The sequence below is a fragment of the Sphingobium sp. Cam5-1 genome (genome assembly GCF_015693305.1).
Classification (GTDB): Bacteria; Pseudomonadota; Alphaproteobacteria; order Sphingomonadales; family Sphingomonadaceae; genus Sphingobium.
The window spans coordinates 2,628,768-2,654,022 of sequence record NZ_CP065138.1 but is presented as its reverse complement, the minus strand read 5'-3'; the positions used below and the strand labels follow the sequence as shown (position 1 = coordinate 2,654,022).

Sequence of the window (25,255 nt, the reverse complement as noted above, 5' to 3'; positions counted from 1 at the left end):
GCTGCTGCGCTGCTTTGGCTAATAGGAGCCGGGTGAAACGGCAGGCGCGGAATCGAATTTCGCGCCGTTGCCCTGCGCCAGTTGCGTGGGCTGCGGCTGTGCATCGTCGCCGTTCGCGAACCGGTCTATGTTGGCTGGTAGGCGGTGCATCGGCGATGGCGGGCCGTCCTCAAGCGGTTGCCAATTGTCGGCTTGCTCATCCTGCGCTTCATAATGCTGCACAACCAGATCGTCATAGCCGCTCCAGCCCGCCGTCATGCTTGCCATTTGCCGGTCCGCGAGGGTCGGGCCGCAGCCCTTGCAATTAATCTCATCCGGCCCCGTCAGATCGGGGCTGCCTTCTGATTGCGCGATCGAGATAGGCGATGCGGAGTAAGAAGAGGATTGTGCGTCGGTGAAGGATAGCCGTGGCGGAGTCGTCGCGTAGAGGCCAAGGCCTAGCCCGCTGGCTAACGCAGCCCCCGCGCTCGCCAGGCTGAACAACCAGAAACGGGGGGACATGCGACCTTCTCCTCTCCGCGCTCGCCTGCATCATCACCAGTACCCGGCAAAAGAAACGCACATGAAGATCGGTTGTTGCATGGGTCCGAGGCCTTTGCTAAGGGCCGCCTCCTACCAAGGCACCGGCACCGCCGGTTTCCCTTCAGATGTGCGGTCGTGGCGGAATTGGTAGACGCGCAACGTTGAGGTCGTTGTGGCCGAAAGGCCGTGGAAGTTCGAGTCTTCTCGACCGCACCATTCAGTCAGACAAGGTAACCGATTTTTGCCTTCGGGCTTGCTGGGCCTGCGAAATGGCGCAGTTTCGCAGGGTTTGACGGCGTGGTTTCGGGAACGTGGGTCAGAGACGCCCTTCCTCGCCCTGCCGAGAGGCAAATCTTCGTCCAATTCCCTGTCCGGATTTTTCTCGCCCACGCCAGGGAGACGGTGGAGATGACGGTAGTGCGCGCGCTCAGGCGCTGATGCCGAACAGGGCTTCCTGCGCACCCTTGAAAGCCTGCTTGCCGTGCAACACGGCATACCCGCTGCTTTCGCCAAGGAGAATCGCCAGCGCTTGGATCGACTTGGAGCGAGAGCGACGAGCAATTCTGATGTCGAGCATCGGAGAGACACCCCGGCCATTTTGAGTCCCGATGCCCGTCAACCCGATGCAGACTCACTATCAAAATCGACCATGATCTCGCTCGATATGGCTTCGAGAGCCGTGCGGACTTCGTCGATGGAAAGACCAGCAGGAAGCAGCATCTTCACTTTCGCTCGAAACAGCGGTGCACCGGACCAAGCGCTGCCTTCGATCTTACTGGAGAAGTCTTCAATGTTCACGTTGAGCCCAGCGAGCACTGAGGTCACCTCGCGAACTATGCCGGGGCGATCCTGTCCAACGATGTCTATCCCCAGAAACTCACCGCTGTGCTCATCCGCTTCCGCAGCCGCGATGATGTCCACCTTGATCCCGAATGCATCGATGCCCCCGACGGCGGCTTGGAGTTCATGCAACCGTTCCTCGGGTAGTTCAATTAACACGGATCCGACATATTTCCCGCCAAGGCGTGAGAGATGGCTCTCCAGCCAGTTGCCGCCCGCAGCATAAACTGCTTCGGCGATCGCGCGAGTGAGGCCCGGTCGGTCACTTCCGACCACCGTTAAGATTACCGCCCGATCCATATTTCACCTCTGCGCCGACCACTGTCCAGCAACCGTAGATAGTGCATTTGGCTTGTCTTGAAGAGAGTGAATAGCAACCCGTCCATCCGGGGCATGTTGATGTCGCTTCCACCTGTGACGACACTGACCGAAATAACGGCTGACAGGGTATTCGAAGTTGCTTCTGTCGTGCGTTGCTTAATGCAAGTCTGGAGATGATGAACTGCTGGACGTCGCTAACCAGGTCTAATCCACGCTACCCGACCACCCGGGCAGATGTGCCGCATCCCGCTCACGCGCAAGATCAACGGCCTCGCGCACGCAGGCTTCGTAATCCTTTGCAAGGCGCGACGGCTTGATGCGCTGGCGCAGGAAATTGGCCCAGAGAAATTCGGAATAGAGGATGTCGGCCTTCGCATAACCGCCTGACCGTCTCACCGCTCCGGCCAGCGAGCGATAGGGATCGTCGACCAGTTTCCCTATATGTCTGGGAAGCGCATCATAAGCCTGCCGCTCCCCCCGTTCGTCGAACGGATGCAGCCAGTTGCGATTGTCCATGAAGTTCAGGAAAGCGTCGGTTTTCAGGTGCCCAAGGTCGGCGATCACGCTCACCAGCACATGCTCCACCCCCTCTTCGTGCAGGGCGCGGGCAAGGTGATGATGATCGACCATCACCGTCGGCCCTTCGGTCCAATAACCACCGGGATCATGTGCCGTCCGAGAAAATCGGGACGATCGCCCTCCCGCCGATCATCCCACTGCTGTCGCTTGCGCGCGACATCGATCAGGCCCACGGTCATCTGCGTGGGCCGCAGCTCGGCCAGCGGAACGGAATGGAGCAGCGGCTCGGGGCTGACATGAGCGATCATGGCTTCTCCTTCTTCAATGCCTGGACAGCGTCATCGACGCTGTAGCTGCTGCGCGCGATCAGGTCGGTTGCACCAGCGGCGCGCATCAGGTCGCGCACATGATCGCGCACGCGCGCCAGTTGCAGCGTCACGCCGCGTGTCCTCATCTGCGTCGCGAACTCCGCCAGTGCATCGAGCGCAGTGCTGTCCAGATCGAAGCTCTCCTCCAGGCTGAGGATCAACTGGCGTGTGTCCGGCTCCCTGCCCAGCAGGTCCGCCACGCGGCCCAGAACTCGCTCGGCATTGGCGAAGAACAGCGGTTCGGCGGGACGCTGGATCATGATGCCGGGTGGGCTGACGGCGTCGGGATGATAGTGAAGATCGACATAGTCGCGGCTCGTCCCCAACTGCCCCAGTCGGCTGAGCTGCGGCGCAGCTAGTCGGCGGATCATCAGCGCCAGCGACAGGGCGATGGCGAAAAGCATCCCGTCGAGTACGCCCAGCAGCAGCACGCCGCCCGCCGCGCCAGCCGCCGCGACAATATCCCTGCGAATGCGCCAGAGACGGACCAGCGGCGCGGGATTGAGCGCGTGGATCAGCGCGGCCACGACGACCGCCGCCAGCACCGGCTTAGGCAGTCGGGCTATGAGCGGCATAGCAAGGGTCACCAGCACCGCCAGCGCGGCCACCGCGACCAGACTGCTCCAGCGGCTCCGCGCGCCTGCCGCCTCGGCCGCCGAACCCGCTGAAAAGCCCGCACCGACGGGCATGCCCTGAACGATAGCGGCGCCGACATTCGCCAGACCCAGGGCCGCCATTTCCCGATTGGGCTCCACCCTGTCGCCATGACGCAGGGCAAGGCTGCGCATCGTGCCCCAGCTTTCGGCCAGCAGGATGAGAACAATGGGCGCCGCGAGCTGGGTCAGGCGGGACAGTTGCTGCCAGTCGGGCAAGTCGATCGGTTCCCAACGCGGAACCAGGTCGATCGCGCCGACGCTTGCTACGCCGAGGGCAGGCAGGTCCAGCAATAGCGCTGCGCCGATGCCACCGGCGAGGACGAGGAAAGCGCCCGGCAGAGCTGGGACACGGCGCAGGATCAACAGCATTGCCAGTGCTGAGAGGGCCGTTAGGATGCTCGCGACGTGCCAGCGTCCTGCATTTTCCAGCAGCGTCAGCAGCAGCGGACCAATGGCGGATCGATGAAGCGGCACGCCAACGATCACCGGCAATTGCTTGATGATGATCGTGATGGCGAGGCCAAAGGCAAAGCCGCGCAACACCGGGCGGGAAATGAAGCTGGCAAGCCCGCCCAGCCGCGAGGCGGCCATGACGCAGAATATCGCACCGACAAGGGCGACGAGCGACGTCGCGCTTGCGCCCGAGCCCGCGCCAGACGGAAGCGCCGCCAGCGCGGCCGCCAGAATGGCGGCGGAGGAGGATGTGGGCGAGATGATCGCGAAGCGGCTGCGGCCAAGGATCAGATAGACAGCCCCGCCGATGAGCGCCGACACTATCGCCCGCTGTGGCGGCAAGCCCGCTATGCCGGCATAGGCAATTGCTTCCGGCAGCATCAGTCCCGCGATGGAAAGTCCGGCAATTGCGTCACGGCTTTGCATCGCCTGGCATCCTGTTGCTGCGTCAGCCCACGGGACAAGGCCGATTGTTTCGCAAGCAATGACCTGGTCCGCAAGGGGCAATCACCTCGCAGCGGAAACCATTGACCTGCCAACGGGTCCGACGCGCCAGCGCCAGACAAGCACGGGAAGCAGCAGCAGGCTAATCATCGTGGAGCTGATCAGACCGCAGAATCACCCGTCGTGATCTCGACCGACCGTCGGCAAGAATCGTGACCCACGCACTGGGCGTGAATCCGCCTTCTTCCGGCCTCGCTGGGACCTTCGCCAGTAATCGCACCGGGATCACCAGGGCCGCCCCCGGCCATCACACTCGCACCGAAAGTGCCGTCGGCCGGGGGCGTGAATTTCCAGCAGTGCGATTGCACACGGCATCCGCAGCCGCGCCCTCCATCGTGACTATGCTCGCGTCCCACACGGAAGCTGTTGGCGTTACGCATGAGCGGCTAGGCGGGCGGCGGGATCGGGTTCCCGAGGTTCGCGCCTTGGAGCAGATACTGCCGGGCGCTCAGGTCGAGGTAGAAGAGGTCGGCTTGGAACGAGAACCGTCCGGTGTTGGGCGACGAGACGCGGAGCTCCTCCGTGGTCTGCCGATACTGGCTGCCGCCAGTGTTCAAATTGAAGAGGTCGAGGGACGTGGTGTCGGTGTCGATCGAGTTCGTCTGGTTTTAGACGCGACGTGCGAGGATGTTCGTCAGCGTATAGCCACATTGCTCCGGCTGCGGCGAAGCGCTACCGATGGTGGCGGGCGGCTGGATGGCGATAAGATGGAGACGCGGTCAAAAAAAACTAGCCGATCGGGCGCTGGCCGACTTTTGTTGTTTCTGGTCGCTTCACTGCCGTTCCTGACGGATTTCGGGCCAGCGGCAGCGGTGGTCCATCGGCCTTCGCCAACGACGCCGGTTCGATCGGGCATGGCTCATTTCTCGCCCCTGTTGGGAAGGGTGGCAGTGTTCCGGAGCAAGACCTCGCCGCGAGGGCTGGTCATCCTGCTATCTGATGCGCGGGGCTGGACGAAAGATGACCGCGCGCTCGCCGATCGGCTGACGGCACAGGGCGCGCTGGTCACCGGCATTTCGACCCCCGTCTTCCTCCACGCGCTCGGTTTGCAGAAGACCTGCATCAATCCGAACTATGCCATCGTTCCGCTGGCGCGCGAAATTCAACACCGGCTGGGCGTGCCTATGTATATGAAACCAGTGCTGGTGGGGCGAGGGCTGGGAGCCACGTTCGCCTATGCCACGCTCGTTACTGGACCGGATGGGGCCTATCGCGCGGTGGTCACGGCTGGGTTTCGTCCATTTTTGCCGGGCCGGACCCATTGGTGCAAGTCGGCCATGCTCTCGCTGACGGCCCGCCCATATTCTCACATTGGCCGGACGATCGCCCCCGTGGCCCGTCTAGCTTCCCCCTGGATCAGCTTGAATAGGGAAGGTGTAGATACGCAGGCCGCTGACTTCGCACGATATCGTGGTGCCACGGTTGTCGGGCTTGATCCGCATTTCAGTCCCGACGCGCTGCTCGCGGCGCAAGTGAAGCCATTCATTGCAGCCCGCTATGCCGCGCCAGAATCTTCGCAAAATCTTGTGCCGATGCCTGCGAACCTGCCGATCACCATCGTTGACGATCCGGCCGCGCGGCGCACCGACAGGATGGCGGTGATCTATTCCGGGGACGGCGGATGGGTCGGCCTGGACAAGGGCGTCGCCGCGGAACTCGCAAAGGCAGGGGTACGGGTCGTGGGAGTCGATAGCCTGTCTTATTTCTGGAGCGAACGCACCCCGGCCGGTGCCGCCGCCGATCTTGCCTCCATCATCCGGAACTATTCGCAACATTGGGGTCGCCCCAAGGTCTTGCTGGTCGGCTACAGCTTTGGTGCGGATGTATTGCCCTATATTGCGGGGCATCTGGCCCGGCCCGTGCGGTCGCAAGTGAAGGGGATGGCGCTGCTGGGCCTCAGCGGAAAGGCGGATTTCCAGTTTCATCTGAGCAGCTGGCTGAACATGAGTTCGACAGGGGCCTACCCAACCATTCCCGCCATAGCGCGGCTGCGCGGCGTGCCTATGCTGTGCATCCGGGGCAATCTGGAAACCGACAGCGCGTGTCCTGACATCCCACGAGGCATAGCAACGGTCGTCACGGTGCCGGGCGGGCATCATTTCGAACGCAACGCGCCATTTCTGGTGGCGCAAATCCTCCGGCACATGCCCAGATGATGGCCCAGATGATGGAAGCACAGGACATGCCCACCACCGCAGGGTCGCAGCAGATGACTTCAGCCCCATCCCATTGGCCGATCCTCTCCGCCTGCGCCCTACTGCTTGCGTCCCTGCTGCTTTTCTGGCCGGGGATCGCCGAATATGACTCGATCGTTCAATATCGGCAGGTTTTGAGCCACAGCTACGACGACTGGCATCCTCCGATCATGGCTCGCCTCTGGGCCATGCTGTCCTTCGCCCGGCCAAGCACCGCGCCGATGTTCATAATTCAGATGGCTGGTTACTGGATCGGGATCGGGCTGCTCGGCCGGGCAGTTGGTCAGCGAAGGACCGTCGTCCTGCTTGCCCTGGGCGCGACACCGCTTCTGCTCGGCTGGCTCGCCATCGTGGTCAAGGACAGTCAGCTCGTGGGCGCGCTAACCCTTGCCCTCGGCCTGATTGCCACGTTCCGCCTGCGCCACCGGCCCATTCCGCCATTTGCCTTAGTCATCGTCATCCTGTGCCTGATCTACGCAACGCTGGTTCGCGCGAACGGGGCATTCTCGACCGTCCCGCTGGCGTTTCTGCTGTTGCAGCGTCCCCGGAACGAAATTCTCCGCCTCACCGCGATGATCGCCGCCATTCCCGTGGTCCTCCTCCTTTCCCAACCGATCAACCACAGCCTGCTGGGTGCGCGGGACAGTGGGGTGCGCAGCAGCCAGCCCATATATGATCTTGCAGCTATTGCCGTTCGGACGGACGACCCGGCGACAGGCGTCTCTGCTCAAGCGATCCGGACGCTCGCGGCGCATCATTGCGTCAAGCCGCTGTTCTGGGATCCGCTGGGTGAAAATACCTTCTGCGCGTCCGCAATCCGGCCATGGGACAAGATGCCCCTCGGTCAGCTTTATGGGCTATTTGCCAAGGCTGTCATTGCCCATCCCTATGCCTATCTCGCGCACCGGCTTGGCCATCTGAATTCGACCGAGCGCTGGCTGGTGCCCCTGCATTGGCCGCTGGCCGCACCGCCCGCGCGATCGGAGCCCAATGACCTGGGTTTCCCCGATCCCTCGTTCATGGCGACGCGGTGGCAGGGGGTGGCTGGATTGCTGACCGAAGCGCCCGTGGCGTGGCCGATTTTCTGGGTCGTCGTGGCGTTGTGGGGGTTGTGGAACTGCTGGTGTCGGCCCGAGGGAGCGCAGCGCGAACTCGCAACGGCCCTGTTCGTTTCGACGCTCTTTCAGGAAGCGAGCTTCATCCTGCTCAGCATATCATCCGACCTTCGCTATCATCTCTGGGCGATGTTGGCGACGGCGCTAGGCTGGATCATCCTGTGGAGACGCGACGAAGCCGTTCGCGGGAAAAGGTCGGCCGCGCTGGTGATTGCGCTGGTGATTCTGTCGGGCACTGTCGCCCGCTTCACCTTGCCGACCCCACCCGCGCGCTATGCCAGCCTGATGAATTGAGCCGGATCAGCCAAGGAAGTGGCTGAGTATATCGGGGTGGAACGCCCAACCGGCAAAGCCGCACAGGCCCAGGAACATTCCGAACGCACCGAACATCCAGCCGACGCCGAGCAGCCAGGCGCTTTCCACCAGCGCGGCGACGGCGGCGAGTGATATGGCGGTGGAAATCATGGCCTCGCTCGCGTCGAATTGGTCGTCATGGACGTTGAGGGCATCATAAAGGGCGGAATCGGCCTTTGCCTGCCGAGCCAGAGCAGGCACTTCCCGGATATATTTCGCGATGCTGGCATCAAGCGCATCGACGGTGCGTTTCGACAGCGCCTGCCGATGAGGCGTGTCGGCCAGAAGGACAATCTGACTGCGGCTGGTCTGGCTGATATGCAATTTGGTCTTGGCCGCCTGATATTCATTCCAGCTGTCTACAGCGTTGGACTGCGCCTGCTGCATCGCCTGGACTATGTTGCCATCCTTGATGTTGCACATGCCCGTGAAGATGGAGAGGATGACGACCGTGATCGCGACCATGCGATTAAGCCGCTTGTCCTTCGCCTCTGCATTCAGTTCGACTTCCATGGCGTCCTCTATCAAAAGCGCCGGGCGAGACCGATATAGATGCGCCTTTCAGGCGTGTCGTGGTTGAGGCCGAATTCGGAGCCGATATCGACCTGAGCAGCCTTGCCAACCATCAGTGCGGCGGAGAGGCCCGCGACGGCCTGCGTGCTGATTTTCCCTGCATCATCGTCGCGCATCACGGCGCCTTCGATAGCAAGGTTGAACAGCGGACTTGCGGAGAAGTTGATGCCACCCGCCGAGCCATAGACCAGATGCCGCCCCTTTCGGTCGCTGTCCACGGCTGCGTCTATCTCCGGCGTGAACAGCAGGGAAAGCTTCTCCGCCACGGGCACGTTGATGGGAAGCTGCACGCCGCCGCCCCAATCACCGGCGCCAATCGCACTGCCGCCCGTCGGCACGCTGATCCAGGGCAGAAAAGCAGCCGACAGATCGTGTCCATCGGGGTCGATCAGGTTGCGCTTGATCCCGATGCTGACGTCGCCTGAGCCTGATTGCCGTTGGACGTCCCCGGTTTGGCGATCGCGGGTACGGACGATGCCCGAAGCGGTCCAGCCCAGGCGCAGCTCGGCATGCTCCGCGATGCCATAGCGCAGTGCGACGTCGCCCAGCAAAATGGTATCGCTTACCGAGTCCGGCGACGTGTCATGCGTCCAGTCGACGGCCGATGTTTCCACCGATAAAGCGCCCGGTTCAAGGGTACAGGGCGGCGTGTCCAAACCGGGGCGATCGGGACAATAGTCCCGCGCCGCCGCCCCATTCGCCAGAAGCGTCACAAGGGCAGCGACGGGCACGAAGAGCTTCATCACGGCTCTGCGCTAATTGCCGCCGCATGCATTGTAAAGCAGCGCCTTCACGCACATTGGCAGAGGTCAATTCCAGCTCTCACCCTCGACCCAGGCGCAATGATCGAAATTTGCGATCCAGGTGCGTTCGTGCTGCCGCCGGAACTGGATAAGGGCATCGGCCGCCTGCCCGCCCGCTTCGGACTTCTGCACCCCGCCCGCACTGCGCGCACTAGCCGCCCGGCAGCAGAGCCGCGCATGTTCCAGCCCGAGTTGTAGGAAGTTCACCCGCTCAGCCGCTTGCGGATCATGCGCCGCAGATTGCACGGCTTTGGACAGAAGTTTTTGTCCGGCTGCAAAGCTTCCTTCCGGATAGACGATGGCCGCCGCCCTGGCCCAGCTTTTCCAGCGCGACGCCTTCAATTCGGCGAAGGTCTGCTCCAATCTTCCGCTGAGGTTCATCGTGTAGTTTTCCCAATGCTCGAAATAGGCCTTCACGTCCGCAGCGACGGGGCCGAAACAGGCATAATATTCCTCCAGCAACGCATTGGCATCTGCGTCCGGCTGAGACTGAAGGCGCATCAGTAGGTAGAGCGTCGGGCCTTGGGTCGCCCATTGCCCGGTGAGGGAATCGAAGTCGGTGCCCACCAGGCCGTTCGTGGCCGCGTTCCGGAATTCGTCCGCAAACTGGTGGGCGAAGATGAACGGCATGCAATAGCCATCGAGGAAATGGTTCGTGCGCAGGAAGATGCGCGCGCCGGTGTTTGCCCAGCCGCGCCATTGCTTCTTCATCCACTCCTGCACCGCCGCCGTGCGCGGGTAGAACCATGACGAAGGACAAAAGCCGACGAGAATGTTCTTGTTGAGCCGCACGCCAGAGGTCGGCGGCGCGAAATAGTTGAAATAAGCGTAGCCCACGACCGTGACGTCGGGATTATCCCGAGCCGCGAGGCGCTGGATTTCGAGCCAGGAGCGCGCATACCGATCCGTCACGAAAGGATGGCGGGCCATTTTCGATTGGGGTGGAATGAATGTCAGATAGTCAGGCGGTGGAGGGCTATCGAGCGCGCGACAAAGCGCGCATTCGCAAAGCCCGGGGATGTCGTTTTCGACCGCGTTGATGAAGCTTGCCCCTCGTCTGGCGCCGCCCTTCTCGCGCCAGAGGGTGACGATCTGTTGGTGCAGACCGGGGTCGGCGATCGACATCGAAAAGCGGGCGCCCGGCTTTACCGGTCCGCGCCGTCCATCGACAAGCTGGAACCATTCGGGATGCTGATCCCCATATTTTGCCCACCAGTCGCCAAAGGCATGGCCATAGCCGATGTGCTGGCGGCGGCCCATCCGGTGGCGCCTGATGAATATGCGCTCCTCCGCGCGGTAGTCCGCCGCCGCCGTGGTGGAAAAGCCGAGTTCGGGACGGTCGATCTTGCCCGGTTTGAACAGGCGAACATGACGCTGCATCAAATGGGGAGCGACGACCTCGTCCAGGCTCGGCACGATGAGGGATGCCGTTTTCGGCACCATGGTTCCCAGATCGCCGGGCCAAAGCCAGCGGACCTTCAGATGGTTTTGCAGAAAATGGTAAACGCCAAACAACGTGCCTGCTGTGACATCCGGGTCCAGCGGGTCGCCAGGGCCATCGCGCCCCGCGATACAGAAATTTCCTCCGATCGTGCGAAGGATGCAGGCTTCAGGGGCGAGGCTGCCCAGATCGATCGATGCGCGTGCAATGGCGGTATCACCCAGGAAGAAGAAGCCTTCTGACGTGCTTTGCCCCGACGCTACGTGTTCCGGGATGATCTGGGGCAGCGTGCCGGTGGCCTTCGAAAGATGCGCGGCGAGTTCCCGCGCGGCATAGACCACGCAATCTAGCGGCTGATCCGGTATGACCAGCGGGCGGGGAATGCCGCCCTCGATCAGGGTTACGCTGGATGGGGATGCCGCCTGGCCTTGGCCCATGGTTTGCGCCGAAAGCAGGGCTGCCGCCGATCCGAAGGAAAATGTCCTGCGTGAAATGGCTTGTCCCATTGGCAGCCCTCCTCCCTTCCGATCAGGGTGCCGCCCCTCTTAATCCAATTGACGGTCCTGGGGGCGGTGGCGGAGGGAGTACGTCCAAATGGTGAAAGGACAGCAGGGCCTTTCCTATATTTTCCCCAGTTCGTTGCGGATGAACAGCCGTTCCAGGCTTTCACGCCTGGGCAGTCCGGAGGCCGCGATCGGCTCGCCATCGAGCAGCGTCCTTCGGGCGGCTCGTCGGGCGAGGACATAACTGGGATCGAGGAGGGACAGGAAGGTCAGAAAGGGCGCCAGGCCGGGCCAGCGCAACTGGGCGAGCCGTCGTATATATTGGAGCCGCGCACGGATTCCCCGCGTCAGGGCGCGTGGCACTTCCATGCCGAGCAACTTGCGCGCCGTGAGCAATTGGGTGCGCATCGCGTTGCGGGCATAGCCGGACTGAAAATGCCGGTTCAGCTCATCCCAATCATCCTGCTGGAAGCGGCTGGCGAAGGACTGCATGTCGAGCAGGTGGCGCAGGTCGATCCGGCCGCGCAAATAGTCCCTCCCCTTCAACTGGTCATGCAGCAGCAATATCGCGGTGCATGCAACCGGCGATGGCAGCAGGACTATCCCGCCCGCCAGTTCCAGCAGGGCGGCATTTTGCGCCAGGTCATCAAAGCTATAGGAGAGCGTGTTGGCGCTGCCATAATCGGAGTGAAGGTCGATCGTCGCCGTATCCTGCGGGCGCGAGAGGACAACGGGCACTCCGGGCTGGGGATCGGGGCTGTCGGGGCAGTAGCCGATGCCGCGCAGTTGATCGATCATGGGCAGGAAACGATCGGCGGGCACCATCAGGTCGATGTCCGCCAGCATCCGGGCGGCACGTTCGTCCGGTGGCGCATGAGCCAGCCATGCCGTGCCCTTCAGCAGGATCGGCGACACACCGGCCGCGTTCATCGTCGCGGCGGCTTCGTCCAGTTGCGCCATGATGCGATCGTTACGGTCGCCATTGCGCCTTTCCATCTCGGCAAAAAATGTCGCGACATCCGATGGCAGTGCGGGAAAGCGTCCGGCTTTTCTAAGCCGCGCGGCCACGGCGGGGCTGCACAAGGTCTTGTTGGCGAGCGCAATGATACGCGGCCAATCGGCATGCGAGGGTGTTTGACCCCGCAGGCAGGACAATAAGCCATTTAGGTGATCAAGCCGGATCACAAAATACCCCCAGCAGCGCGGCCGCTTCATCCAGATCGTCATATTCCAGTTCGCAGGTCCGGGCGCCGCCGACGGCGCGGATCAGGCTGTCGATCGCGGGGCGGCTCGCCTCTCCGCTGCACGAGGCGGCTTCGGAGAGCAAATGCTTGACCAGTGCAGTGGGGCGTTGCGGGATCAGGCGCGCGGGCGCGCCCTTCGTCCGCCGCAGCTTCAAGATCCAGCCCACCGGCAGGGGCGCTTGCCCTGATGGCGGTGACAAGGCGAGGTAACGCACCCGCCGCCCATCGGGCCGCCAGTGGATCAGCGGCTGAAGCTGCCCCGGGTAGCGCGCGGCCATCATCGGCCAGGCGCCAGATTTGACGGTTGGCAGAAAGGGAAGGCCCAGCACTTGGCCGTCTGGTCTTAGCATGCTGATGTCATCGCCATGATAGGCAAAGCCGCTGCCGATCAGCCACGAGGTCAGGGTCGTCTTCCCCGCGCCCGGAGGCCCGGTCAGCAGGAGCGCCTTTCCATTGCGGCTGACGCAGCCCGCATGCAGCGCCAGGTTCCAGCGGGGATCATCGATGATGTCCTGGATGATCCGCGCCTTGACCAGGGTGGCGGCCTGATGGAGTTGCAGGACGGAGGCATCGCCCGCATCACGGCTGAAGAGGCAAAGCCCGTTGCTTTGCCAGAGATGATAGATGGTGGAGGGTGGCGTTGAGGCCGCATCCGTTTGAAGATGGGCGAAAAGCGGCGCCACGTGCCGTACCAGCGCCTCGTCATGATAGCGCAGCGTGAGGGCGCGACCACCGAGCGATATGGATTGCATCAGGATGGGCGCGGATGCGGGCGGGCGGGCAGTGGCGCGGACCAGCCCGGAGTGGGACCATTCCGCCAGCACCGTGTCGAGCATGGACGCGGCCTGATCGACGCCCCGGTCGGCGACTTCCTGCGCAAGTTGCGACAGGGACACCCCGTCCTCAAGGCGGCATCCGATATAGCCTGCTATCTGGTTCAGTTCATAAATGGCGTGCCGGGACTGCGAAACGATCACCGGCTGATCGCCGATGAAGGTCATCGAAGTCCCGGGTGTAAGGCGCAGCATCAATTCCGCCCCATGAGGGCGCTCCGCCCATTCGCCATCAATCAGCTGAACCTTGGCGCTCAGTGTTTGCCGCCCTTGTTCCCCGGATTGCCGGGGCTGGTGCCGGGGCCGTCATTGATCGGCGGGTTGCCCGGAGGCTGGGGATCGGGGCCGTTGCCGACACCATTATTGCCCTTGGGGCCGCCGCCGCCGCCGCCGCCCGATGCCGCGATTGCCTGTGACGACAGGGAGGTCGACAACATGATCGTCATTGCCGGGGGAACGGTCGCAGCGAACCGCCCGCAGGTTTTCAGGAAGTTGCGGCGGTCTTCGGTCGCAGCCAGAATGGTGGGTTCCTCAGCCAAGGGTAGCCTCCTCTTTTTCAGGATTGAGGCAAGCTACCACCTGGGCCGAACCGACCGCACTGCTATGGCGGGGTATATCAGAAGGTATACCCCGCCACGCTCTTCACAGGCGATGATATTTCATGGGCTTGGACAGATCAGTCCGAAGCGGGAAGGTAAATCTCGCCCCCCTTATTTTTGAAAGTCTCGCTCATTTCGGCCATGCCTTTTTCCGCATCTTCGGCCGCGATGAATGAGTCGGCGGGTTGGTTCTGCTTCGCTGCGAAGTCCCGGACCTCCTGCGTGATTTTCATCGAGCAGAATTTGGGGCCGCACATGGAGCAGAAGTGCGCGGTCTTCGCGCCCTCGGCGGGCAGGGTCTGGTCGTGATATTTCTCCGCCGTGTCCGGGTCGAGCGACAGGTTGAACTGGTCGCGCCAGCGGAACTCGAAGCGGGCGCGGCTCAGCGCGTCGTCGCGGACCTTGGCGGCGGGGTGACCCTTGGCGAGGTCGGCGGCGTGGGCGGCTAGCTTGTAGGTGACGACGCCCACCTTCACGTCATCGCGGTCGGGCAGGCCCAGATGTTCCTTGGGCGTGACGTAGCAAAGCATCGCCGTGCCGTACCAGCCGATCATCGCGGCGCCGATACCGCTGGTGATATGGTCGTAACCCGGCGCGATGTCGGTGGTGAGCGGCCCCAAGGTGTAGAAGGGCGCTTCGCCGCACGCCTCCAGCTGCTTGTCCATATTCTGCTTGATCTTGTGCATGGGCACATGGCCCGGCCCTTCGATCATCACCTGCACATCCTGTTCCCAGGCGCGCTTTGTCAGTTCGCCCAGCGTATAGAGCTCTGCGAACTGCGCTTCATCATTGGCGTCGGCAATCGAGCCGGGACGCAGGCCATCGCCCAACGAATAAGCGATGTCATAGGCCTTCATGATCTCGGTGATTTCATCGAAATGCTCGTAGAGGAAGCTTTCCTTGTGGTGGGCGAGGCACCATTTCGCCATGATCGACCCGCCGCGCGACACGATGCCGGTGACGCGCTTGGCGGTCATCGGGATATAGGGCAGGCGCACGCCCGCATGGATGGTGAAATAATCGACGCCTTGTTCGGCCTGCTCGATCAGCGTGTCGCGGAAGATGTCCCAGGTCAGTTCCTCGGCGATGCCGCCGACTTTTTCCAGCGCCTGATAGATGGGCACGGTGCCGATCGGAACCGGCGAGTTGCGCATGATCCATTCGCGCGTGTCGTGGATGCTGCGGCCGGTCGACAGGTCCATCACGGTGTCCGCGCCCCAGCGGATGGACCAGACCAGCTTATCGACTTCGCTCGCCACGTCGGAGGCCACGGCGCTGTTGCCGATATTGGCGTTGATCTTCACCAGGAAATTGCGGCCGATCGCCATCGGCTCGCTTTCCGGGTGGTTGATGTTCGATGGGATGATGGCACGGCCACGCGCAACCTCTTCGCGGACGAATTCGGGCGTCACGTAGTCGGGGATTTCCGCGCCCCAGTCCTGCCCGTCGCGGACATATTCGGCTAGGCGGGCGCGCCCGAGATTCTCGCGCTCGGCAACATATTCCATCTCGGGCGTGATGATGCCGCGACGGGCATAGTGCATCTGGGAGACGTTCATGCCGGGCTTGGCGCGCAGGGGGCGCTTGACGACATGGGGGAAAGGCTGGACTCCGCCGCTGCGGTCGGGGCCTTTGAGGCCATTGTCTTCCGGCTGGATGGCGCGGGCGTCATATTCTTCCACATCGCCGCGGCCAATGATCCAGTCGCGGCGCAGCGTTGGCAGGCCCGCCATGATGTCGATGCGCGCGTTCGGATCGGTATAGGGGCCGGAGGTGTCGTAGACGCGAACGGGCGGCTCGCCGCTGCCGGGTTCAAGGTCGATCTCGCGCATGGCGACCTTGAGCGGGCCGACATGGATCTTGCGGCTGCCCCGGATAGGGCCTGTAGTGACGCGCATTTCGGTGCGGGCTGGGATGTCGGCCATGGTGGTTCCTTTCAGGCGATGATGGTGGCACGGCCAGTGAGGCCGGCGAGGAAGAGGAGAATGCCGAGCAGGATCGAAACGGCTGCCCAGATGCGGGTGAAGTTCAGTAACCAGCGGCCGGCCTTGAGAAGCGGGGCAGGAGTCGCGAGCAGCAGCGCCCCTTCGATCAGCGCGGCATAGCCGATCAGGCTGACGATGACGGCCAGCGGATCGGTCCAGATGCTATGGATGAGGACGAGAGCTGCGCCGACCGCGAAGACAGGGAAGCCGAGCGCGATGACCAGCCCCGGCGAGCGTTCCAGATCGTCCATCATCGCCCGCCACCGGGACGGCGCCATGAGGCCGCCGATGCCGACGATGATCATATACAGGCCGATCGCTTCGGAAAGACGCAAGGTGAGGATGGAGATTGTGTCCATCGGCAGTTCCATCCTCCTCTTCATCGCTGGGCGGAAGGAGGATTCGGTTTGCCGGTGACAAGCCGTCCCTCCCTACGCCGGTCTTATCCGGATCAGGTTCAGCGGGTCGCAGCCACATCAGCCGCCTCTCAACCGCTTGTGAGCGGTCCCCCGGGGATTGGGTGGCAATAGCGGAAATGTGCAGGCGACGCCAGCCCATTGCGCTGGACATAAGGGGCGCTTTGCCGCTTTTATGGCAAGCGATGAAGCATCATGATCTGTCCACCAAGGAAGGGCGCAAGGCGCACCGGCATGAAATGCGCATGGTGGCTGTGCGGCCAAGGCGCTGGGGGCTGTGGCTGCTGACCGCCGGGTTCCTGCTGGTGCTGACCCCGTCGGCGCTGGATGTGCATAGCCTGTTCGGGCTGTGGCCGCCGATGTTGGGGGCGATTTGCGTGATGATTGGCGTGCCGCTGCTGGTGGCGAGCGTGGTGCTGAAGCGGCGTTATGTGCGGGAGCGTGCGGCGGGACAGGTGATGGTTGGGCGGGTTAGGGGGTAGGATCACTTCTTCTCCCCTCCCGCAGGCGGGAGGGGCCGGGGGTGGGCCCGCGCAACATCTGCTTACTTCAGGAGGCTGACGATGAAGCTCGCTTCGCTCGCGCCCACCCCTAACCCCTCCCGCCTGCGGGAGGGGAATAATTAGGTTCTGAACATCAGCTTCATGCCCGTCCTCGGGCGGATCGTCAGGCGGCTGATCGGTTCAGGTTTGAACCCTTCCGGCACGGACAGACGGTAGCGGCGCAGGACGCTGGCGATCACGGTCATCACCTCCTGCTGGGCGAAGCCTGCGCCGACGCAGACGCGGGGGCCTCGGCCGAAGGGGAACCAGGCCTGTTTCACCATATCGGCATTGGCGGGATCGTCGAAGCGATCGGGATCGAAGCTGTGCGGGCAGCCCCAATTATCCTTGTTTCGCTGCGTGAGCCAGGGCGCGACGACCAGCATCGCCCCTTCCTCCAACTGCTTGTCGCGCATTGGCATGGGGCAAGGCACTTCGCGCGGGAAGAAGGCGACGGGGGGATAGAGGCGCAACGTCTCGCGGAAGATGTTGCGGACATGCCCCATGTCCTTGAGCATCGCGGCGGTGAGCGCCTCCTCGCCCGCCAGCGCCACCACTTCGGCGCGCGCGGCATTCTGGATATGGGCGCATTCCGCGAGCATGTAGAGCGCCCAGGTCATGGTGCTGGCCGATGTTTCATGGCCCGCGAGGAAGACGGTCGAAACCTGATCCATCACCTGTTGCAGGGTGAAGGGATCACCGGTTTCGGGATGCTTCGCCGCGATCAGCGACTGGAGGATGTCCTTGTGCGGCGATTCCCCGCGCTCATGGAAGCCCTGATAGCGGGCCTCCACGATCGGGCGGAACACGTCGTGGATCGCCTTGGCGGGCTTGAGTGACCGTTGTTCGAACCAGCGCGCGGGGAAGCCGTAGAGCCGCAGCATCGAGGCACTGTGGGCGTAGCGCTGAAACTTGCCGAAGGCGTTGTGGATGATGTTGGAGCGGTGCTCGTCCAAAGCTTCGGAGAAGAGCGTGCGGAAGATGATGTCGGCCGCGACATGGGTCATCATCGGGTCGATGTCGACCGGCTTGGTCCGGTCGGCGGCATCGATGCGAGCGAGCAGATCGTCCGCTGCGGCGACCATCAGCGGCATGGAGCGGTGCAGCGCGGTATGGGCAAAGGCCGGGTTCACCATCGCGCGCTGGCTTTCCCAATCCTCGCCATTGGCAGAAAAGACGCTGTTGCCGATGAGCGGCGAGAGGTTGCGCCCCAGTTCGCGATGCTTGGGAAAGGCGGTTCCGCCGCGTAGCACCTTGTCCACCAGGGGCAGTTCATTGGCGATGTACATGATCTGGCCGGGCATGCGGATTTCGCCCAGCTTCATCGTGTAGCTTTTTTCGAACAGCACATGAATCCAGCTGTGCCAGCCGCGCAGGAAGCGCTTCATCAGGCCGCGCTTGGTCCGGGGCGGCTGCGGATAGGGAGGCGTGAAGGGTTCGGTCACGGGATGGCCCTGAATGCGGCGATGGCTTCGTCGATGGTGCGGCGGCCTGCGGTCAGGCTGACGTAATCGACGGGGGACAGGCGGTCGCCGACGCGCAGATAGTCGAAATGCGCCTCATATTTGTTCGACCAGCCGCTATGATAATTTTCCGGATCGTAGAAGAGGTGGAAGCGCGGCGAAAGCAGGTCAACGCGGGCGGCGCAGCGATCGGAAACCAGCCGGATCGGGTGGACGTCATGATAGGCGGCGCCGTCGGGGGGCGCTGAGAAATCGACGAGGCGGAACTGCCCCTCGTCCAGCGCCTTCAGGTCGGCATGATACCAGCGCGCGTCCTTGCGGAGGGCGATGACGGGGACGACTTGGCCGAGCGTCAGGGCGGTGAAGTTGTCCGGTAGCGGTCTGCCCTCGCGCAGTTCCAATATGCGGCGAAGAACGCTCATGGCGTAGATGGTGCCGTTGCTGTGGGAGGCGAAGATGACTTCGTCCCACGGGCCGTCGATCTCCTGCGCAATGCTGGCGGCGAAATGATCGAGGCGGGCGTCCATTTCCTCACCGGGACCGCGCGCTGCGACGCTGTGGTTGTAATACATGAAGCGCAGCAGCCAGGGGACGATTAGTTTGTTAAGCAATCGGCTCGAAAGCAGGGTGCTGATACCGATGCCGATCAGCGCTGCCGCCCAGATGGGCATAAGCAGCGACAACAGCAAAGCGGGGATCAACGCCAGCGCGAGCGGGATAAGGATGGCGAGCAGCGGCGGGTATAGGATGGTAATCACGGGGCCGGGCCGCAGCCTGCGCATCCGCAGGAACTGCATGTGCCGGGCGTGGGCGGCGTAGGTGGCGATCGATCGCCATGCGAGGAGCAGCGGATTGCGGATCCACACCTTGCCGACCAGATCCTCCCAACGGAGAAATTCGTAGTCGGTTTCGACCCCGGCGCTGTGGTTGGTAACGGTCCAGATGGCCGACGAGGCCGGGCCTGCCCGGCGCGCGCTTACCTCCACCTGCTCGCCCGAGAGGCGCGCATAGCGTTCCGCCTGCTCCCGATAGAGTTGGTGATAAAAACGCACCCCACGCGGATCAAATCCGCCAAGGTAGAAGACTTTACGCTTGAACTTCTGCACGGCCCTGTTCCACATCGGGCCATGACGACACCCGAACGCGACTACTGCTATTTCATAGATCACCGCAAATACAACCGAAACATCGGCTGCCGGAAACATGACAATGCCTATGGCATCAATGGCGGCGGCAGTGAGCGGGACCGGTGGAGGGCGGATTTAGCCTTTTATCAGCATATGCGCGACAATAGCGATCCGATGGCGCTGCCTGCGCTGCTCGCCTGCCTGCTGTTCGGCTGGTTCTGCTGGAACTATCATCCCGGCAAGGGGCTTTGGCGGGGACAGCTCTTGCGCCGTTTTGCGAAAGCGCCGAAGTGAGCGGCATGACACAGCAACGCCATGTTTCCGTTGGGCCAGTTACGATCGGCAACGATCTGCCGTTCGTCCTGATTTCCGGCCCCTGCCAGATTGAGAGCCGCGATCATGCGATGATGATGGCGGAGAAGTTGGCGGAAATTGCCCGGATGGCGGGCGTGCCGTTCATCTTCAAATCCTCCTTCGACAAGGCGAACCGGACTTCGGTGTCGGGCCAGCGTGGCGTGGGGATCGATGCGGGGCTGTCGATACTGGCTGAGGTGAAGACGCAGTTGGGCTGTCCGGTGCTGACCGATGTGCATGAGGCGGGGCAAGTGGAGGCGGCGGCGCAGGCGGTGGATATATTGCAGATCCCGGCATTCCTGTGTCGCCAGACGGACTTGTTGCTGGCGGCTGGGCGGACTGGGGCTGTGGTCAATGTGAAGAAGGGGCAGTTCCTTGCCCCCTGGGACATGGCGGCGGTGGCGCAGAAGGTCGCCTCCACCGGCAATGAGCGCATATTGCTGACGGAGCGCGGGGCGAGCTTTGGCTATAATACGCTGGTCAGCGATATGCGGTCGCTGCCGGTGATGGGTGAGACCGGCTATCCGGTGGTGTTTGATGCAACCCATTCCGTGCAGCAGCCGGGCGGCCTAGGGTCAGCTTCGGGTGGTCAGCGGGAATTTGCGCCGGTGCTGGCGCGCAGTGCGGTCGCTGCGGGCGTTGCGGCGGTATTTGCCGAGGCGCATGATGATCCGGATCGAGCGCCTTCGGATGGGCCTGTCATGCTGCCGTTGGAGTGGATGGGGCCGCTGCTGGCGAAGTTGAAGGCTATCGATGAGGCCGTGAAGGGATAGGGGGTTCGCGCGGAGACACGGAGGGAATGGGCGCAGCCCTTTTTCATCCATTCTGCGTCCTCTGCGCCTCTGCGCGAAATATCTTATATGCGCGCAGAGGCGCAGAGGACGCAGAGAGGTTTGGAGACTTGGTCCAATTTCTCCGCGCACCCGCAAAAATATTAGCCTACGGCCGCGTCTGGCCTGTTCCGCGCACCAGCCATTTGTAGGTGGTGAGGCCTTCCAGCGCCACCGGGCCGCGCGCATGGAGGCGACCGGTTGAGATGCCGATCTCCGCGCCCAGCCCGAACTCGCCGCCATCCGCGAACTGGGTGGAGGCGTTCCACATGACGATCGCGCTGTCGACGGCGTTGAGGAAGCGCTCAGCTTTCTCCGCATCCTCGGTGATGATCGCGTCGGTGTGATGGCTCGCGTGAGCGGCGATATGGGCTAGCGCGTCGTCCAGCCCATCGACCAGCCGCACGGAAACGATGGCGTCGAGATATTCGGTATCCCAATCCTCGTCCGATGCAGCGGTGACGCGGGCGTGCATCGCCTGCACCGCCGCGTCGCCGCGCACTTCGCACTTGGCGTCGAGCAGGGCCTTCACGATGGCGGGGGCAGCTCCGAAGGCCTTGTCGATCAGTACCGTCTCGGTCGCGCCGCAGATGCCCGTCCGTCGCATCTTGGCGTTGACGATCAGCTTGGCCGCCATGTCCGGATCTGCCGCGCCATCCACATAGCTGTGGTTGATGCCGTCGAGATGCGCGAGTACGGGAACGCGCGCCTCTTCCTGCACGCGAGCGACGAGGCTCTTGCCGCCGCGCGGGACGATGAGGTCGATGAAGTCCGACGCTTTGAGGAGCGCGCCCACGGCGGCGCGATCCGTCGTCGGCACCAGTTGCACTGCGTCGGCAGGGAGGCCCGCAGCCGCGATGCCTTCGGCCATGGCGGCGTGGATGGCGCGATTGCTCTCCTTCGCCTCGCTGCCACCACGCAGAATGACCGCGTTGCCCGCGCGCAGGCACAGCGCGGCGGCGTCGGCGGTCACATTGGGGCGGCTTTCATAGATGATACCGATCACGCCCAAAGGCACGCGGACGCGGGACAGTTCCATGCCGTTGGGCCGGACCTGCTTGTCGATGACGCGCCCAAGCGGATTGTCGAGGCTCGCGACCTGATCGACGCCAGCGGCCGTTGCCGCCACGCGGGCTTCGTCAAGGCGCAGGCGGTCGAGCATGGCTGGCGAAAGGCCATTGGCGGCGGCGTTTTCCACATCGCGCGCGTTCGCCGCAAGGATTTGCGGCGCCTGATCCCGAAGCGCCTGCGCGGCACGGCGCAGGGCGTCGATCTTCTGCGCGTCGCTTGCTCTGGCCAGCGTCGCGGCAGCGGCACGGGCGCGTGCGCCCATCGCGGCAATCAGCATTTCGGGAGTCTGGGTCAGGTCATTCATCTGGTCGAGCCTTTCGCCCGCGCCCTTAGCATGAAAGCGTCGCGGGACGAAATGCACTGGGTGCCTTTGGCTACGCTATAACATTATGGCGCTCATCTCGTAATCCAACCAATTCCCCAGACGGAGCTTGTGGAAGCCCTCCACCTAATTTGAAGAGAAGAAAGGCCCTTCGACAGGCTCAGGGCGAACGGGGTGGGATGATATTTCAGGCAGCCTGCGCCAGACTTTCCGCCTTCAGCGCGCGGAAGGTACGGCATGGCGGAATGTTGCGCCATTCGACTCGCTCGGCGATCTCGTTGAACTGCCCGGCAAGCAGCCGACGGACATATGCCGAATATTGATAGACAAGAAATTCCCCGCCCGGCCGCAGCGCGCGCTGCGTCTCCGCGCAGATCAGCTCGCCCACGCCATCGGGCAGGGTGGAGAAGGGAATGCCCGAGAGGATGTAGTCGGCCTGCTGATGCCCGGCTTCGCTGATGAAGCGGCGCACGTCCGCTGCTGATCCATGCACGACGCGCAACCGTGGATCATCGATCTGCGCTTCGAGCCACGCGACGAAGTCCAGGTTAAGATCGATCGCCACCAGCTTCGCGTCCGGGTGCATGCGCTCCAGGATCGGGCGGGTGAAGGTGCCGACGCCCGGTCCATATTCCACGAACAGGCGCGTACGCTGCCAATCCACGCGATCCAGCATGCTATCCACCAGCGCAGCCGAAGAGGGGATCACGGAACCTATCATCCCGGGATGCTTCACGAACTGGCGGAAAAACATGCTCCACTGACCCAGGAATGACGTCGGATCTGCTTTTTTCTTCAAGGGAATGGAGGCCATCAATACTCGCCTGTTTGCCTTCACGTCGGGGCCTTGCAAATATCGGCAAGCCTGGCAAGCCGCTTTGCATGCTGGCGGGCATATTGCCCGGCCATGGGTAAGCGAACGCGCGGACTGCGGATGGGTTCAATCCGCAATCCGCTGGCCCTTGTTAAGATTGCGATTCGCGGGATCGGAGCATCCCCGGTGCCACAAAGCCGATGGGGTCTACCCGCATGGCGCTCTGCTTCAGCTGGGACTGAATCTTTTCATATTCATGCTCCATCTCCGGCGTCACCGACGCGCGGGTTTCCTCAAGCGCCTCGTTGAAATGCGCCTGCTCGACCCGCTCCACCGACAGGGATTGGCGCAGCGCGACCAGACCGGCGCGGCGGACCAGATCTTCCAGGTCCGCGCCGGTGAACCGCTCCGTCCGTTCCGCCAGATCATCGAGGTCAACATCCTCGCCCAGCGGCATCTTGCCCGTATGGATCGCCAGGATGCGCCTACGCCCTGCCTTGTCCGGCACCGGGACATAGATAAGCTCGTCGAAGCGGCCGGGCCGCAGCAGTGCGGGGTCGATCAGCGTCGGCCGGTTGGTTGCGCCGATGACGACGACCGATTGCAGTTCTTCCAGCCCATCCATCTCGGAGAGGATCGTGTTCACCACCCGCTCCGTCACCGCTGGTTCGCCAAGGCCGCCGCCACGCGCGGGGACAAGGCTGTCCAGCTCATCGATAAAGATGACCGTGGGCGCCACCTGCCTTGCTCGGGCAAACAGGCGTGCGATCTGCTGTTCGCTTTCTCCATACCATTTGGACAGCAGATCGCTGGACTTGGTCGCGATGAAGTTCGCCTGCGCTTCTCGTGCGACCGCCTTGGCCAGCAGCGTCTTGCCCGTGCCGGGAGGACCGTAGAGCAGGAAGCCCTTCGCCGGACGGATGCCAATCCGCCGGAAAGCGTCGGGGTCTTTCAGCGGCAGCTCGACCCCTTCCTTCAACCGCATCTGCGCTTCGTCCAGACCGCCAATGTCGGACCAGCCGATATTAGGCGCCTGAACCATCACTTCGCGCATGGCCGAAGGCTGCACCCGCTTGATCGCGGCCATGAAGTCTTCGCGCGTGACGGACAATTCCTCCAGCACGTCGGGCGGGATGATCCCTTCCTCCAGATTGAGGCGCGGCATGAAACGGCGCACCGTCTCGATCGCCGCCTCCCGCGTGAGCGCCGCCAGGTCTGCGCCGACAAAGCCATAGGTCATGCGCGCGAGTTCACCGAGATCGACGCCCTCGCCCAGCGGCATGCCGCGGGTATGGATGCCCATGATCTCACGACGCCCGCGCTCATCGGGCACGCCGACGATGATCTCGCGGTCGAAGCGGCCGGGGCGGCGCAACGCCTCGTCGATAGCTTCTGGCCGGTTGGTTGCGGCGATGACGACCAGATTGGTGCGCGGTTCCAGCCCGTCCATCAGCGTCAGTAACTGCGCGACAAGCCGCTTTTCGGTCTCGCCGGTCACACTGCCGCGTTTGGGTGCGATCGAATCGATCTCATCTATGAACAGGATCGAGGGCGAGGACTTGGCCGCCGCCTCGAATATCTCGCGCAGCTGCTTTTCCGATTCGCCATAGGCCGATCCCATGATCTCCGGCCCGTTGATCAGGAAGAACTCAGCCTCCGATTCATTGGCGACGGCGCGGGCTAGGCGGGTCTTGCCCGTGCCCGGCGGGCCATGGAGCAGCACGCCCTTGGGCGGGTCGACGCCCAACCGTTCGAACAATTCGGGGTAGCGCAGCGGCAGCTCGACCATTTCGCGCAGCTGGTCGATTGCTTCGGCCATGCCGCCCACATCGTCATATGTGACATCGGCACGTCGGGATTCTCGCGGCTCCTCATATTCGGCGCGCAATTCGATCTCTGTATCGGCGTCGATCTGGACGAAGCCCTTGGGCACGGTCGACACAACGACGAGCCGAATTTCTTGCAGCGCATAGGCGGGTGCTGCGAGCATCTGGCGCAGCTGCGGAGGCATGTCACTGGGTGGGACCTGCTGTTGCCCTGCCGTGGCGACGATGTCACCAGCGGCGAGCGGACGTTGAAAGAACACGCGCTTCAATGCTTCCGGATTGCCCTGCAACCGTAGATTATTTTGTGCAGGCGCGAACACGACCCGTTGCGCGGGGCGTGGTTCAATCTTGCTGATGTGCACGAAATCGCCCGATCCGACCCCGGCATTGGCGCGCTGCAACCCATCGAGACGAAGGACATCGAGACCCTCATCTTCCTTGTAGGGGCGGACCACGCGGGCAGGCGTCGACCGCTTCCCCGCGATTTCGATCACGTCGCCCTCGGCCAGATGAAGTTCCGCCATTACCGCCAGCGGAATGCGCGCAAGCCCGCGTCCTGCGTCTTCGGGTCGCGCATTTGCTACCTGAATTCGGCGTTCCGCGCTTTCCTGTTCGGCCATTGCCATCCCCATTCTTGTCACTGCGTAACGAGATAGGAAACG

At 63.0% G+C, this 25,255-nt stretch carries 24 protein-coding genes, 1 tRNA gene and 1 riboswitch; of the genes, 6 read left to right on the top strand and 19 right to left on the bottom strand.

The window, feature by feature from the left end:
- Positions 1-18: 18 nt before the first annotated feature.
- Positions 19-501, bottom strand: a complete 483-nt coding sequence (locus IZV00_RS13195) for a hypothetical protein (RefSeq protein ID WP_196225058.1) — start codon at positions 499-501, stop codon at positions 19-21.
- A 150-nt stretch (positions 502-651) separates the two neighbouring features.
- Here IZV00_RS13195 and IZV00_RS13190 point away from each other — a divergent pair.
- Positions 652-738: transfer RNA gene (locus tag IZV00_RS13190), tRNA-Leu, on the top strand.
- A 211-nt stretch (positions 739-949) separates the two neighbouring features.
- Here the strand turns inward: IZV00_RS13190 and IZV00_RS13185 are convergent.
- From IZV00_RS13185 to IZV00_RS13170, 5 genes are all read right to left on the bottom strand, one after another.
- Positions 950-1,099 (bottom strand): hypothetical protein, encoded by a 150-nt coding sequence (locus IZV00_RS13185; protein ID WP_196225057.1) that lies wholly within the window; start codon positions 1,097-1,099, stop codon positions 950-952.
- A 38-nt stretch (positions 1,100-1,137) separates the two neighbouring features.
- Complete coding sequence (locus IZV00_RS13180) at positions 1,138-1,662, bottom strand: glycine cleavage system protein R (RefSeq protein WP_196225056.1); 525 nt, start codon at positions 1,660-1,662, stop codon at positions 1,138-1,140.
- A gap of 225 nt (positions 1,663-1,887) precedes the next feature.
- Positions 1,888-2,313 (bottom strand): ParB-like protein, encoded by a 426-nt coding sequence (locus IZV00_RS13175; protein ID WP_268934766.1) that lies wholly within the window; start codon positions 2,311-2,313, stop codon positions 1,888-1,890.
- Positions 2,313-2,510, bottom strand: a complete 198-nt coding sequence (locus IZV00_RS21355; protein WP_268934765.1) for a ParB/Srx family N-terminal domain-containing protein — start codon at positions 2,508-2,510, stop codon at positions 2,313-2,315. The genes IZV00_RS13175 and IZV00_RS21355 overlap by 1 nt, the downstream gene beginning before the upstream one ends.
- Positions 2,507-4,105, bottom strand: coding sequence for a SulP family inorganic anion transporter (locus IZV00_RS13170; RefSeq protein ID WP_196225055.1), 1,599 nt, complete (start codon positions 4,103-4,105; stop codon positions 2,507-2,509). The genes IZV00_RS21355 and IZV00_RS13170 overlap by 4 nt, the downstream gene beginning before the upstream one ends.
- Before the next feature lie 230 nt (positions 4,106-4,335).
- Between IZV00_RS13170 and IZV00_RS13165 the strand changes: the two genes are divergently transcribed.
- Positions 4,336-6,339, top strand: a complete 2,004-nt coding sequence (locus tag IZV00_RS13165) for a virulence factor family protein (protein WP_196225054.1) — start codon at positions 4,336-4,338, stop codon at positions 6,337-6,339.
- Positions 6,336-7,787 carry a hypothetical protein gene (locus tag IZV00_RS13160; protein WP_230463220.1) on the top strand — a complete coding sequence of 484 codons (1,452 nt, stop codon included), beginning with the start codon at positions 6,336-6,338 and terminating at the stop codon, positions 7,785-7,787. The genes IZV00_RS13165 and IZV00_RS13160 overlap by 4 nt, the downstream gene beginning before the upstream one ends.
- A 6-nt stretch (positions 7,788-7,793) precedes the next feature.
- On the opposite strand, the gene IZV00_RS13155 is transcribed toward IZV00_RS13160, so the two are convergent.
- The 8 genes from IZV00_RS13155 to IZV00_RS13120 all read right to left on the bottom strand — a co-directional run bounded on the left by IZV00_RS13155 (position 7,794) and on the right by IZV00_RS13120 (position 16,187).
- Positions 7,794-8,360, bottom strand: coding sequence for a DUF4337 domain-containing protein (locus IZV00_RS13155; RefSeq protein ID WP_196225053.1), 567 nt, complete (start codon positions 8,358-8,360; stop codon positions 7,794-7,796).
- An 11-nt stretch (positions 8,361-8,371) separates the two neighbouring features.
- Positions 8,372-9,163, bottom strand: a complete 792-nt coding sequence (locus IZV00_RS13150; protein ID WP_230463376.1) for a transporter — start codon at positions 9,161-9,163, stop codon at positions 8,372-8,374.
- A 66-nt stretch (positions 9,164-9,229) separates the two neighbouring features.
- A complete protein-coding gene (locus IZV00_RS13145; RefSeq protein ID WP_196225051.1) occupies positions 9,230-11,170 on the bottom strand; it encodes a DUF4838 domain-containing protein in 1,941 nt (646 codons plus the stop codon).
- 114 nt (positions 11,171-11,284) lie between these two features.
- Positions 11,285-12,382, bottom strand: a complete 1,098-nt coding sequence (locus tag IZV00_RS13140; protein ID WP_268934787.1) for a nucleotidyltransferase family protein — start codon at positions 12,380-12,382, stop codon at positions 11,285-11,287.
- Positions 12,339-13,439, bottom strand: a complete 1,101-nt coding sequence (locus tag IZV00_RS13135; protein WP_196225049.1) for a hypothetical protein — start codon at positions 13,437-13,439, stop codon at positions 12,339-12,341. Before IZV00_RS13135 ends, IZV00_RS13140 begins: the two co-directional genes overlap by 44 nt.
- Before the next feature lie 59 nt (positions 13,440-13,498).
- On the bottom strand, positions 13,499-13,783 hold the full coding sequence (locus tag IZV00_RS13130; RefSeq protein ID WP_196225048.1) for a hypothetical protein: 285 nt from the start codon (positions 13,781-13,783) through the stop codon (positions 13,499-13,501).
- Between the two features lie 137 nt (positions 13,784-13,920).
- Positions 13,921-15,768, bottom strand: a complete 1,848-nt coding sequence (gene thiC / locus IZV00_RS13125) for a phosphomethylpyrimidine synthase ThiC (RefSeq protein ID WP_196225047.1) — start codon at positions 15,766-15,768, stop codon at positions 13,921-13,923.
- 11 nt (positions 15,769-15,779) lie between these two features.
- Positions 15,780-16,187: a DUF2065 family protein gene (locus IZV00_RS13120; protein WP_196225046.1), complete on the bottom strand. Its 408-nt coding sequence runs from the start codon at positions 16,185-16,187 to the stop codon at positions 15,780-15,782.
- A gap of 52 nt (positions 16,188-16,239) precedes the next feature.
- Positions 16,240-16,350, bottom strand: a riboswitch (TPP riboswitch).
- A 79-nt stretch (positions 16,351-16,429) separates the two neighbouring features.
- Here IZV00_RS13120 and IZV00_RS13115 point away from each other — a divergent pair.
- The gene (locus IZV00_RS13115) at positions 16,430-16,726 is read left to right on the top strand and encodes a hypothetical protein (protein ID WP_196225045.1); all 297 of its coding nucleotides are present in this window, start codon (positions 16,430-16,432) and stop codon (positions 16,724-16,726) included.
- 140 nt (positions 16,727-16,866) lie between these two features.
- Here the strand turns inward: IZV00_RS13115 and IZV00_RS13110 are convergent, their stop codons facing one another.
- Positions 16,867-18,231, bottom strand: coding sequence for a cytochrome P450 (locus IZV00_RS13110; protein WP_196225044.1), 1,365 nt, complete (start codon positions 18,229-18,231; stop codon positions 16,867-16,869).
- The gene (locus IZV00_RS13105; protein WP_196225043.1) at positions 18,228-19,355 is read right to left on the bottom strand and encodes a hypothetical protein; all 1,128 of its coding nucleotides are present in this window, start codon (positions 19,353-19,355) and stop codon (positions 18,228-18,230) included. Before IZV00_RS13105 ends, IZV00_RS13110 begins: the two co-directional genes overlap by 4 nt.
- Before the next feature lie 21 nt (positions 19,356-19,376).
- On the opposite strand from IZV00_RS13105, the gene IZV00_RS13100 reads away from it, so the two are divergent.
- A complete protein-coding gene (locus IZV00_RS13100; protein ID WP_196225042.1) occupies positions 19,377-19,670 on the top strand; it encodes a hypothetical protein in 294 nt (97 codons plus the stop codon).
- Between the two features lie 5 nt (positions 19,671-19,675).
- On the top strand, positions 19,676-20,503 hold the full coding sequence (kdsA, locus tag IZV00_RS13095) for a 3-deoxy-8-phosphooctulonate synthase (protein ID WP_196225041.1): 828 nt from the start codon (positions 19,676-19,678) through the stop codon (positions 20,501-20,503).
- Between the two features lie 166 nt (positions 20,504-20,669).
- Here the strand turns inward: kdsA and IZV00_RS13090 are convergent, their stop codons facing one another.
- The 3 genes from IZV00_RS13090 to IZV00_RS13080 form a co-directional block, all read right to left on the bottom strand.
- Entirely contained in the window at positions 20,670-21,935 is a 1,266-nt protein-coding gene (locus IZV00_RS13090) for a glutamate-5-semialdehyde dehydrogenase (RefSeq protein WP_196225040.1), read from the bottom strand.
- Between the two features lie 205 nt (positions 21,936-22,140).
- Positions 22,141-22,767, bottom strand: a complete 627-nt coding sequence (locus IZV00_RS13085; protein WP_196225039.1) for a class I SAM-dependent methyltransferase — start codon at positions 22,765-22,767, stop codon at positions 22,141-22,143.
- A 151-nt stretch (positions 22,768-22,918) separates the two neighbouring features.
- The gene (locus tag IZV00_RS13080) at positions 22,919-25,213 is read right to left on the bottom strand and encodes a CDC48 family AAA ATPase (RefSeq protein WP_196225038.1); all 2,295 of its coding nucleotides are present in this window, start codon (positions 25,211-25,213) and stop codon (positions 22,919-22,921) included.
- Positions 25,214-25,255 lie beyond the last annotated feature (42 nt).